Source organism: Streptomyces sp. NPDC006544 (assembly GCF_040611715.1).
Lineage (GTDB): Bacteria > Actinomycetota > Actinomycetes > Streptomycetales > Streptomycetaceae > Streptomyces.
This window is the reverse complement of sequence record NZ_JBEXOV010000158.1, coordinates 1-11241: the sequence shown is the minus strand read 5'-3', so window position 1 is coordinate 11241 and position 11241 is coordinate 1. Positions and strand designations below refer to the sequence as shown.

Sequence of the window (11241 nt, the reverse complement as noted above, 5' to 3'; positions counted from 1 at the left end):
GGTCCGCCGCGGGCGGGGTCGGGGGGCTGTGCATCTGGCCGTATGACTAAGCTGTACCCTTTTCCTGTACTGGGGGAATTCCCACACGGGTTGTGCGGGCCCCGGCCGGGGCCCGCACACCGCGTACGTACGAACGAGACACACCATCCGGGGGTTCCCATGTCCGCCATCGCCGCCCAGCTGTCCGACGCCCGGCTCTACCTGTGCACGGACGCCCGCAAGCGGCAGGGCGACCTCCCGGACTTCCTGGACGCCGTCCTCGCCGGCGGAGTGGACATCGTCCAGCTCCGGGACAAGGGCATGGAGGCCGGCGAGGAGCTCGAACACCTCCAGGTGTTCGCCGACGCGGCCCGCCGCCACGGCAAGCTGCTCGCCGTCAACGACCGCGCCGACGTCGCGCACGCCATCGGCTCCGACGTGCTCCACCTCGGCCAGGGGGACATCCCGGTGCCCGCCGCCCGCGCGGTCCTCGGCGGGGAGGTCCTCATCGGACGCTCCTGCCACTCCGAGGCCGAGGTCGACGCGGCCGCCGCCGAGTCCGGCGTCGACTACTTCTGCACCGGCCCCTGCTGGCCCACCCCCACCAAGCCCGGCCGCCACGCCCCCGGACTCGGGCTGGTCCGCCACGCGGCCTCGCTCGCGCAGGACCGCCCGTGGTTCGCCATCGGCGGGATCGACGCCTCGAACCTCGACGAGGTGCTGGACGCCGGAGCCTCCCGCGTCGTGGTCGTCCGGGCCCTCACCGAGGCCTCCGACCCCGGTGAGGCCGCCGCCGGCCTGGCCGGGCGGGTCCGCGCCCGCCTCGGCTGACCACCCGCTTCCGCCCGCCCGGCCGTCCCTCCCGGGCAGCGGCCGTCTCATTTTCGCGTCCAAGGGATGGACAAGGCTTCGGTGTCCCCCGGCCCGCGTCTAACCTGCCCGTATGGCCCTTGGTACCGCTTCCACCTGGTCGGATCGTGCACACACGGTCCGAGACCTCCTCGCGTCCGGGCGCTCGTACTCCTTCGAGTTCTGGGCACCCAAGACCGAGAAGGGGGAGCGCAACCTCTGGAACGCCCTGCGCCGGATCGAAGCGGTGGCCCCGAGCTTCGTCTCCGTCACCTACGGGGCCGGCGGCTCCACCCGCGGCGGGACCGTGCGGGCCACCGAGCAGATCGCCGCGGACACCACGCTGACCCCCGTCGCGCACCTCACCGCCGTGGACCACTCCATCGCCGAGCTGCGCCACGTCATCGGCCAGTTCGCCGACGCCGGCATCCGCAACATGCTCGCGCTGCGCGGAGACCCGCCGGGCGACCCGATGGGCCCCTGGCCCGCCCACCCCGAGGGCGTGCACTACGCCGCCGACCTGGTGCGCCTGCTCAAGGAGTCCGGCGACTTCTGCGTCGGCGTCGCGGCCTTCCCCGAGATGCACCCGCGCTCGGAGGACTGGGACACGGACATCCGGCACTTCGTGGACAAGTGCCGTGCGGGCGCCGACTATGCGATCACGCAGATGTTCTTCGACCCGGAGAATTATCTGAGGATGCGCGACAGCGTCGCGAAAGCGGGCTGCGAGACCCCGATCATCCCCGAAGTCATGCCTGTTGTGGGGATCAAGCAGCTCGACCGGCTTCCGCAACTCAGTACCGCGGTCTTCCCCGTGGCCGTGAAAGAGCGCATGCTCGCCGTCAAGGACGATCCGGCCGCTGTACGCTCCATTGGCATCGAGTTCGCCACGGAGTTCTGCGCGCGGCTGCTGTCCGAGGGTGTCCCGGGACTGCACTTCATCACGCTGAACAATTCCACGGCGACTCTCGAGATCTACGAGAACCTGGGCCTGCACCAGCGGGCCTGATCGGCCGTACCCGTGTGCGGCCGCACCGAGAGGGGCCATGCATGGGAATGACGGTCCTCTACATCGCGTTCGGTTTCGTCGCGCTGTGGCTGCTTGCCGAGGTCCTGATGCAGTACAAGGCCCGGCTGCGCTGGCGCCTGCTCGCCTTCGCGGGCTTCCTGGGCGTGGTCGCGGGCGTCGTCCTGCCGTCCGTCCTCGTCATCGCCACCGGCGCGCTCGCCTTCGCGGCCGGCCAGACGCTCGTGACCCTCTCCTTCCGCAAGGGCTTCGTGGCCGGCTGGGCGCTGCGCCGCGGCGGGGCGGCGGCCGCCGAGGCCGCTCCGCAGCAGAGCCGGCGCCGCCGGGCCGCGGGCGGACCGCGTCCGGAGCCGGCCCTGCGGGTGACGGCCCTGGAGTACGGACCCGGGTCGACCGCCGAGCCGGCGGCCGAGGACTCCGGAGCGTTCGCCGAAGAGGAGTCCGCCGGCGCCGAGTTCACCGCCGCCGCGCAGGGGCACACCGGGGACCAGCAGTACTACGCCGCGCCGCAGGCGGACGAGGACACCGGCTCCTACGGGGTCCAGAGCTTCGAGACCGCCTCCTTCGCCGCACCGTTCGGCGCGGGCGAGCAGGACTCCCACCAGTACGCGGCCTCCTACGACCCGCAGGGCCGGGGCGGCTACGACTACACCAGCGGCTACCCGGCCCCCGGCGAACAGCAGGTCTACGCCGCGTACTCGGACCCGTACATCGGCACCGGCGGAGCCGTGGCCCCGCAGCAGCCGTACGAGTACACCCAGCCCGGGGCCTACGGCTACGCCCACGACCCGTACGCGCAGCAGCAGTACTCCCTGGACACCCCGCCCGGCGGGGTCTGGGTCCCCCAGCAGCGCTCGACCGACGGGGCCGCGCCGGGCTACCCGGCCGAGGAGCAGCAGCAGTACCCGTACCAGGGCACGAGCGAGTACGACCAGTACCGCTACTAGGCCGCCACCCCGCCCCGGCCCGCGGGCGGCCGCTCCTACTGCGAGCCGCGGAACTCCGCGCCTTCCACGATCAGTCCGGCCACCAGCGCCCCCGTCATCCCGGCGTGCGCCAGCCCGCCGCCGGGGTGCGCCCAGCCGCCGGCCAGGTACAGGCCCGGCAGCGCCGCCGAGTTGGCGGGGTAGAGCCCGGAGCCGCCGGCTCCCGCGAGGGCCGGCGCGGGCACCGCGCCGCCGAGCGCGCCCGTGGCCGCCTCCACGTCGGCCGGGCTCTGCGGCCGCCACCACAGCAGGCGCTCGTGCAGGTCCGCGACGGCCCGCGCGGCGAGGTCCAGCAGCTCCTGCGGATCGGGCCCGGCCCCCTGCGCGCACACCGCGCTCACGGTGACGGCCTCGTGGTCCGCGTCCGGCCGGGTGGCGGGATCGTCGGGCCGCAGCACGGTCAGCAGCGTGCCGGGGGAGTGGACCAGGGTCCGGTGCGCGGCGCCGGCGGGGCGGGGCCCGCGCAGCGCGAGGAACAGGGTGTACCGACTGGCGGCACCCGGTCCCCGGGCCGGTACGGCCCCCGGCGCCGACTCCACGCCCAGCCCGCGCGGGTCCACCCCGCAGACGACGGAGTCGGCCTCCGCCACGGCGCCCCCGGCCAGCAGCAGCCCGGCCGCCCGGCCCTCGCGGACGAGCACCTCCTCGGCCTCGGCGCCGAACTCGAAGCCGACCTTCCGCTCCAGGCACCGTTCGTACACGGCCGTGGCCAGCTCCCGGATCCCGCCGCGCACGTACCAGCTGCCGAAGGTCTGCTCCATGTAGGGCAGCACGGCCGCCGAGGCGGGCGCGGCCGCCGGATCGAGTCCGTACGCCCGCACGCGCGCGGTCAGCAGCTCGCCGAGCCCGTCGCCCCCGAGCTCGCGCGCGGCCACCTCGGCCAGGGTCGGCGGGCGACGGCGCAGCAGGCCGCTGCCCCGCAGCGCGGGGTAGGGGTCGCGGCCCAGCACCTGCCAGTCGGGCCGCAGCGGCTCCTCGAGCAGGGGGCGGCGGGTGGCGTCCCAGGCTTCCCGGGCGCGGCCCAGGACCGCGCTCCAGCGTGCGCCGGCGCCCGCTCCGAAGGCCTCGTCGAGGACGGCGGCGGCGCCTCCGTGCGAGCCGCCGGGGAGGGTGACGCCGCGGCCGTCGTGGAGGACGTGCCGGACGGCGGGGTCCACCTGGACCAACTCGGCGCACTCCTCCAGCGGGCGCCTGCCGGTCTTGACGAAGAGGTCGCGGTAGACGGCCGGCAGGTGCACCAGCCCGGGACCGGTGTCGAAGGCGAAGCCGTGCCGTTCGAACCGGCCGACGGCGCCGCCGTAGGTCGTCCCCCGCTCGTACACCGTCACCCGGTGCCCCGCCACGGCCAGCCGGGCCGCCGTCGCCATCGCGCCCATCCCGGCGCCGATCACCGCAATTCGTGCCATGCGGCTGAGCCTATCGAGCGGTGCGGGCCACCTCGGCGGCGAGGCGCTTCTCCTCGCGGCGCTGGGCACGGCGGCGCAGGAAGCGGCGGATCCGGGTCCAGAGGTAGACGAGCAGGGCCAGTCCGGCGGCCAGCAGCACCGCACAGATGATCGCGGCGGCCTGCGGGTTGAACATCGCGAAGGTGACGATCCCGGCCACGCCGAGGTCCTCGGCCGTGCTCATGATGATGTTGCTGAACGGTTCGGGTGAGGTGTTGACCGCCATGCGCGTGCCGGCCTTGACGACATGGCTGGCCAGCGCGGTGGAGCCGCCGACGGCGCCGGCGGCGATGTCGGAGAGCGAACCGCTCTGCCCGGCCAGCAGCGCGCCGACCACCGCCCCGGCCACGGGGCGGATCACGGTGTGCGCGGTGTCCCAGAGCGAATCCACGTACGGGATCTTGTCGGCGACGGCCTCGCAGAGGAACAGCACGGCGGCGACGATCAGCACGTCGGTGCGCTGGAGGGAGGCGGGGACCTCGTCGGTCACGCCGGTCGCGCCGAAGACGCCGAGCAGGAGGACCACGGCGTACGCGTTGATCCCACTGGCCCAGCCGCTGGTGAAGACCAGGGGGAGGACACTCACCCGGTCATCATGCAGTACGCGGTGAGGGGACGGGCGCCTTCCGGCGCCCGTCCCCTCACCCGAGTCTCGGTCCTGGTCTGTGGGCTCACTGCCCCTGTTCGTCCCGGCGGCGCTGCCACCGGTCCTCGATACGGGTCATCATCGACCGACGCTGGCGGTTGTGGCCCGGGGCCGAACCGCCACTGCTACCGGAGGCGGGCTGCTCTCCAGGCTTGGGGGCCTTGCGCCAACCGGTGACCACGAGCACCGTGCAGCCCAGCATGACGAGGAATCCCACCACGCTGATCCACAGTACGTTCGGCACGATCACACCGGTCATAAGGAGCGCGATACCCACCACGATGCCTGCGACTGCCTGGTAGACCCGTCGCCGGGTATACGTGCGCAGTCCGCTTCCCTCAAGCGCTGTAGCGAATTTGGGATCTTCGGCGTACAGCGCTCGCTCCATCTGCTCGAGCATTCGCTGCTCGTGCTCCGAGAGCGGCACGGGAGTCCTCCTCATCCGTCGGTCGCGGGGGGCAGCGACCAGGGGTCCCCTTCAGGATAGGCGGGGAATCGCCCCCGTGACACCCGCCCTCTACGCCACGTTCTAAAAAACACTGCCCGACAAAAGTACTGCTCGGGGAAAGCTCGGTTACCTCTCCAGCATGCCGTGTGCGAAGCCGAACCGCCCTGTGAGCGGAGACCGCTGAGGGCGTTATTCCCCAGAGGCCCGCTCAGCATGCCGGTCGCTGCCCCCGATCATACGGGTCACGTCCCCGGTTCGGAGGGTGAGTGGCGCACCGCGTGCCAGGAAGGTTCGCAGATCAGGCGGGCTTCTCGCCGAGGACGTGCAACTGCGTGGCGACCGCGTGGAAGGCGGGCAGCTCGGCGGCGGCCTCCTCCAGCCGCAGCAGGGCCTCCACCGCGCCCGGCTCGGTGTCCACCAGGACGCCCGGGACGAGGTCGGCGAAGATCCGTACGCCGTGCACGGCGCCGACCGTCAGGCCGGCGTCACCGACCAGTGCGGCGAGCTGCTCCGCGGTGAAGCGGCGCGGCACCGGGTCGCCCGCGCCCCAGCGGCCGGCCGGGTCGGTGAGCGCCGTACGGGCCTCGGTGAAGTGTCCGGCCAGGGCGCGGGCCAGGACGGCTCCGCCGAGCCCGGCGCCGAGCAGGCTGAGGACGCCGCCGGGGCGCAGGGCCGCCACCGCGTTGGCCACGCCCTCGGCCGGGTCGTCCACGTACTCCAGCACGCCGTGGCAGACCACCACGTCGTAGGCCTCGCGCTCGACGACGTCGAGCAGGCCCTGGGCGTCGCCCTGCACGCCGCGGACCAGGTCGGCCACGCCGGCTTCGGCGACCCGCCGCTCCAGCCCGAAGAGCGCGTTCGGGCTGGGGTCGACCACGGTGACCCGGTGGCCGAGGCGGGCCACCGGCACGGCGAACTTGCCGGTGCCGCCGCCGGTGTCCAGCACGTCGAGCACGTCCCGCCCGGTCGCCTTCACCCGGCGGTCGAGCGCCTCCTCGAGGACCTCCCACACCACGGCGGTGCGGAGGGAGGCGCGGGGGCGGGATGTGTCCGACACGGCTGATGGCTCCTCGGCGGTTTCGTTGGGCGGTCCCTGCCCACCCTATGGCCTCGGGCTGCCGGGCAGCTCATCCCGCGTCCGGACGCTCCGCGCGCGGGACGGGCAGGCCCTGCGGCAGGCCGCGCGGGGCGACCGGCCGGAGCGCGAGCATCCGCTCCACCAGGCGCAGGAACATTCCCACGGCGCGCACCAGGTCGTCCGCGTCCCGTTCGGTGGCCGCGCCCGCTATCCCGGCCTCGGCCCGTGCCCGGCGGGCCGCGCCGGAAGCGAAGAGCGCGCTCCACTCGGTCAGTTCGGGAGCTATCTCCGGAAGCACGGCCCATGCGCTGCGGATCCGCGGCCGGCGCCGCGGATGCACGGGCTCGGGCCGCCCGCGCGCGGCGAGCACGGCCGCGGCGGCGCGCAGCGCGGCGAGGTGGGCGGTGGCGTACCGCTCGTTGGGCCGGGTCAGCCGGACGGCCTCGGCCAGGCCCTCGTGGGCCTTGACGAGCAGATCGAGGGCGGCGGGTGGCGCCGTCGACTTTCGGGGTACGGGGTGGACAGGGGACGGGGACGGTGTGGCCATGACGAACCTCCTGTCGTTCGAGCGCTACGCGCTGCCGTGCTGTCAGGTCCTGCGGTGCTGTTGCGTGTCCCCATGGTGACGCGCCCCACTGACAATTGCCCTGACCTGCGATTTCGTCCGCTCGAGCAGGGGTGTGGACGGGCAACTGCCCCCCTCTGCGCACCGGATGTCCCCGAAGGTGCTAGTTTTTGAACTGACCGGTCAGTTCAAAAGAGGGAGGCAGGCGTGGACAGCCCGCACGGCGCGGCCGTCAAAGCCGAGGACTTCGGACTCAAGGGCCCGCGCGGCTGGGTGTTCCGGGGCATCGGAGTCGACGCGGGGCCCGGCTCGCTCATCGCGGTCGAAGGCCCCTCCGGCAGCGGTCGGACCTGCCTGCTCCTCGCCCTCACCGGCCGGATGAAGTCCACGGAGGGCCACGCCGAGGTCGGCCGCCACCGGCTGCCGAAGAGGATGGCCGCGGTCCGCCGGATCGCCGCCCTCGGCCCGGTCCCCGGCGTCAACGATCTGGACCCTGCCCTCACCGTCGCCGAGCAACTGCGCGAGGGCGCCCTGCTCCAGCGCCGATACGAGGGCCCCGTCCGCGCCCTGCTGCGCCCGCGCGGCGAGCGCCGCACTTCCACGGCGGCCCGGATCGAAACCGCGCTGGCCGCCGCCGGCCTGGACCTCGCGACCCTGCCCAAGGGTCCGCGCACCTCCGTACGGGACCTCGAACGGCTGGAATCGGTACGGCTGTCGGTGGCCATCGCCCTGCTCGGCTCGCCGCGCCTGCTGGCCCTGGACGACCTGGACCTCAAGCTCTCGGACGCCGAGCGCGCCGAGGCCTGGGACCTGCTCCGCTCCCTCATCGCCCGCGGGACCACCGTCCTCGCGGTGTGCAGCGAGGCCCCGGCCGACGCGACCGTCCTGCGGACCGTGGCCGAGGCGACCACCGCCGCCGAGACCGAAGCCACCGCCGAGACCGAAGCCACCGCCGAGACCGAAGCCACCGCCGTGGCCGAAGCGGCCGACGCCGCCGAGACCGACGCCGCCGACACGACCGAATCCGCCGAGTCGGCCGACCCCGCCGACTCCGCCGACACGAAGGGGGACGAAGATGCGCTCGCCGAAACTGGCCGCGCTTGAGCTGAAGCGGTTCGGGCGGGGGAAGCTTCCCCGGGCCGCCCTCGTCGCGCTGCTCCTGCTGCCCCTGCTCTACGGGGCCCTATACCTGTGGTCGTTCTGGGACCCGTACAGCCGCCTCGACAAGGTGCCCGTCGCCCTCGTCAACTCCGACCAGGGCGCCACCGTGGACGGCAAGCGCATAGACGCCGGCGGCGAGATCACCCGCAAGCTCCACGACAGCAAGACCTTCGACTGGCGCGAGGTGAGCGAGGAGGAGGCCGCCAAGGGCCTGGAGAACGGTACGTACTACCTCTCCCTCACCATGCCCGCGGACTTCAGCGCGAAGATCGCCTCCAGCTCCGGCGCGGACCCCGCCACCGGCGCCCTCCAGGTCCGCACCAACGACGCGAACAACTACATCGTCGGTTCGATCTCGCGCACCGTCTTCTCCGAGGTCCGCTCGGCGGCGTCCGCCAACGCCTCCCGCGGCTTCCTCGACAAGATCTTCGTCAGCTTCTCCGACCTGCACGACAAGACCGCCGAGGCCGCCGACGGCGCCGACAAGCTCACCGACGGCGCCGGCAAGGCACAGAAGGGCGCCAAGGACCTCGCCGACGGCCTGGAGACGGCCAAGGAGAAGAACGGCGAGATCACCGGCGGTCTGAAGAAGCTCAACGGCGCCGCCGGACAGCTCGAGACCGGCACGAAGGACATCGCCGCCGGCACCCAGCGGCTCGCCGACAAGGTGGGCGGCGCCGCCGACAAGGCCCGCCCCTTCCTCAAGGACCCCAAGCAGCTCGCCGACAGCGCCGAACTCGTCGCCGACACCGCCAAGGTCGTGAACAACCACCTCGGCACCTTCGCCAAGGCGGCCCCGGCGGCCGCCACCGTCACCCAGCGCGTCTCCACCGGCGCCGCGGACGTCTACGCGAAGACCTGCACCGCCGGCACCCAGCCGCAGCCCGCCACCTGCCCGCAGCTGAAGAAGCTCAAGGAGGACGCCGCCGAGGGCGCCGAACTCGCGGGCGACGTCAACACCCTCGTCAAGGACGCGAACGGCGACCTCGGCACGCTCCGCACCCAGCTCACCGACCTGGAACGCGACGCCCGCGCCCTCGCCGCGAAGGCCCCCGGCCTGTCCGCCGACGTCGAATCGGCCGTCACCCAGGTCAACGCCCTGAACGCGGGCGCCCACAAGGTCGCCGGCGGCATGGCCCGACTGCACACCGGCCTCGGCACCGCCACCGCCGGCTCCGGCGCCCTCGGCGAGGGCGTCGGCAAGCTCGGCGACGGCGCGCACAGCCTCGACGGCGGCCTGGTCAAGCTCGTGGACGGCAATGGCGAACTGGCCGGCGGCCTGCACGACGGCGCCGGACAGATCCCCGACTACGACCAGCAGCAGCGCGACGCCCGCACCCAGGTCATGGCCGACCCTGTGCAGCTCGCCAACCAGTCCCTGCACAAGGCGCCCAACTACGGCACCGGCTTCGCCCCCTACTTCATCCCGCTCTCCCTCTGGGTCGGCGCGATGGTCGCCTACATGCTGATCGCCCCGCTGAACCGGCGGGCGCTCGCCGCCGGCGCCTCGCCCTGGCGGATCGCCTTCGCCGGCTGGCTCCCCGTGGCCGGCCTCGGCGCCGCACAGGTGGCCGCGCTGATGTCCGTACTCCACTGGGGGCTCGGCCTCCAGATGGCCCGGCCCGCGCTGACCATCGGCTTCCTGATGCTGGTCACCGCCTGCTTCGCCGCGATCGTCCAGTGGCTCAACGCGAAGTTCGGCGCCGCCGGACGCATCCTGGTCCTCGCGGTCCTGATGCTCCAGCTGACCTCGGCGGGCGGTACCTACCCCGTCCAGACCAGCCCCGGCTTCTTCAACGCCATCCACCCCTTCCTGCCGATGTCGTACGTCGTCGAGAGCCTGCGCCGCCTGATCACCGGCGGCGACCTCACCCCGGTCTGGCAGGGCTGCGCCGTACTGGCCGCGTTCACCGCCGGCGCCCTCGCCCTCACCGCGCTCGCCGCCCGCGGCAAGCAGGTGTGGACGATGGACCGGCTCCATCCCGAACTGAGCCTGTAGCCCGTGGGGAGCGGTTGACCTGTGAGAATCAGCGCCATGGAAAGCAGCAGCACCAGTACGGCCGCGGGCGGCGGCCGCCGCCAGGCCACCCGGCAGAAGCTCTACGAAGCGGCCGTCACCCTCATCGCGGAGCAGGGCTTCTCCGCGACCACGGTCGACGAGATCGCCGAACGGGCCGGGGTCGCGAAGGGCACCGTCTACTACAACTTCGCGAGCAAGAACGACCTCTTCGAGGAGTTGCTGCGGCACGGGGTCGGGCTGCTGACCGAGTCCCTGCGGACGGCGGCGGAATCCACCGAGGAGCGGGGCGGCACCCGGGTCGAGGCCCTCGACGCGATGATCCGGGCCGGCCTGGTGTTCATCGACCGCTACCCGGCCTTCACCCAGCTCTACGTCGCCGAGCTGTGGCGGACCAACCGGACCTGGCAGTCCACCCTGATGGTCGTCCGGCGCGAGGCCGTCGCCGTCGTGGAGACCGTGCTGCGCGAGGGCGTGGAGCGCGGGGAGCTCAGCGCGGAGATCGACGTCCCGCTGACGGCCGCCGCGATGGTGGGGATGGTGCTCGTGGCGGCGCTGGACTGGCAGTCGTTCCAGAGCGAGCGCTCGCTGGACGACGTGCACTCGGCGCTGTCGCTGCTGCTGCGCGGCCGGGTCAGCGGGAACCGCTGACGGACCCCGCCCGGCGGCCCCGCCCGACCATGCCCCGATCGGCGGTGCCGCCGGGGTGGTGGGGCCGCGTAGAACTGGTGGGGCGGCTGAGTATCCGTACCTAGACGCGGAAATGAGTACCGGCGCGGATTGGCCCAGACCTGCGCGGATACCAGACTGGGGGCAACGGACAGGGACCCGGCCCGCACCGCCGACACGGGGCGGCAGGTGCGGACCGGGTCTCTCCGACCGGGGTGGGGAACGCGGCCGGTGCCGGGGCTCGGGGGGATCGAGCCTCTGCGCCGGCCGCTTTCGTTTTGGTTTACCGCCCGTTGCCGGGTGCGGGTCCGCTGCCGGGGGCCGGCCCCCGGACCCCCGCGCCTCAAACGCCGGCGGGGCTGCACTGCAGC

The 11241-nt window shown here is 73.3% G+C and carries 11 protein-coding genes; 6 read left to right on the top strand and 5 right to left on the bottom strand.

Features of this window, described 5'->3' with window-relative positions; all coding sequences use genetic code 11:
* Positions 1-159 precede the first annotated feature (159 nt).
* From thiE to ABZY44_RS36000, 3 genes are all read left to right on the top strand, one after another.
* A complete protein-coding gene (gene thiE, locus ABZY44_RS36010; protein WP_356661471.1) occupies positions 160-810 on the top strand; it encodes a thiamine phosphate synthase in 651 nt (216 codons plus the stop codon).
* A 112-nt stretch (positions 811-922) separates the two neighbouring features.
* Positions 923-1837 carry a methylenetetrahydrofolate reductase [NAD(P)H] gene (metF, locus tag ABZY44_RS36005; protein WP_356661469.1) on the top strand — a complete coding sequence of 305 codons (915 nt, stop codon included), beginning with the start codon at positions 923-925 and terminating at the stop codon, positions 1835-1837.
* A gap of 41 nt (positions 1838-1878) precedes the next feature.
* Positions 1879-2802, top strand: coding sequence for a hypothetical protein (locus ABZY44_RS36000; RefSeq protein WP_356661467.1), 924 nt, complete (start codon positions 1879-1881; stop codon positions 2800-2802).
* Positions 2803-2837: 35 nt separating this feature from the next.
* On the opposite strand, the gene ABZY44_RS35995 is transcribed toward ABZY44_RS36000, so the two are convergent.
* The 5 genes from ABZY44_RS35995 to ABZY44_RS35975 form a co-directional block, all read right to left on the bottom strand.
* Positions 2838-4247, bottom strand: coding sequence for an NAD(P)/FAD-dependent oxidoreductase (locus ABZY44_RS35995; protein WP_356661465.1), 1410 nt, complete (start codon positions 4245-4247; stop codon positions 2838-2840).
* Between the two features lie 10 nt (positions 4248-4257).
* Positions 4258-4872: a DUF4126 domain-containing protein gene (locus ABZY44_RS35990; RefSeq protein ID WP_356661463.1), complete on the bottom strand. Its 615-nt coding sequence runs from the start codon at positions 4870-4872 to the stop codon at positions 4258-4260.
* Positions 4873-4957: 85 nt separating this feature from the next.
* A complete protein-coding gene (locus ABZY44_RS35985; RefSeq protein ID WP_356661461.1) occupies positions 4958-5359 on the bottom strand; it encodes a DUF3040 domain-containing protein in 402 nt (133 codons plus the stop codon).
* A gap of 319 nt (positions 5360-5678) precedes the next feature.
* Positions 5679-6437: a methyltransferase gene (locus tag ABZY44_RS35980; RefSeq protein WP_356661459.1), complete on the bottom strand. Its 759-nt coding sequence runs from the start codon at positions 6435-6437 to the stop codon at positions 5679-5681.
* Positions 6438-6507: 70 nt separating this feature from the next.
* Entirely contained in the window at positions 6508-7005 is a 498-nt protein-coding gene (locus ABZY44_RS35975) for an SAV_6107 family HEPN domain-containing protein (RefSeq protein WP_356661457.1), read from the bottom strand.
* A gap of 225 nt (positions 7006-7230) precedes the next feature.
* Here ABZY44_RS35975 and ABZY44_RS35970 point away from each other — a divergent pair, with 225 nt between their 5' ends.
* The 3 genes from ABZY44_RS35970 to ABZY44_RS35960 are packed head-to-tail and all read left to right on the top strand — an operon-like array spanning position 7231 to position 10852.
* On the top strand, positions 7231-8127 hold the full coding sequence (locus tag ABZY44_RS35970; RefSeq protein WP_356661455.1) for an ATP-binding cassette domain-containing protein: 897 nt from the start codon (positions 7231-7233) through the stop codon (positions 8125-8127).
* On the top strand, positions 8099-10183 hold the full coding sequence (locus ABZY44_RS35965; RefSeq protein ID WP_356661453.1) for a YhgE/Pip domain-containing protein: 2085 nt from the start codon (positions 8099-8101) through the stop codon (positions 10181-10183). Before ABZY44_RS35970 ends, ABZY44_RS35965 begins: the two co-directional genes overlap by 29 nt.
* Positions 10184-10219: 36 nt before the next feature.
* Positions 10220-10852, top strand: coding sequence for a TetR/AcrR family transcriptional regulator (locus tag ABZY44_RS35960; protein ID WP_356661451.1), 633 nt, complete (start codon positions 10220-10222; stop codon positions 10850-10852).
* The last annotated feature ends 389 nt before the right edge of the window (positions 10853-11241 follow it).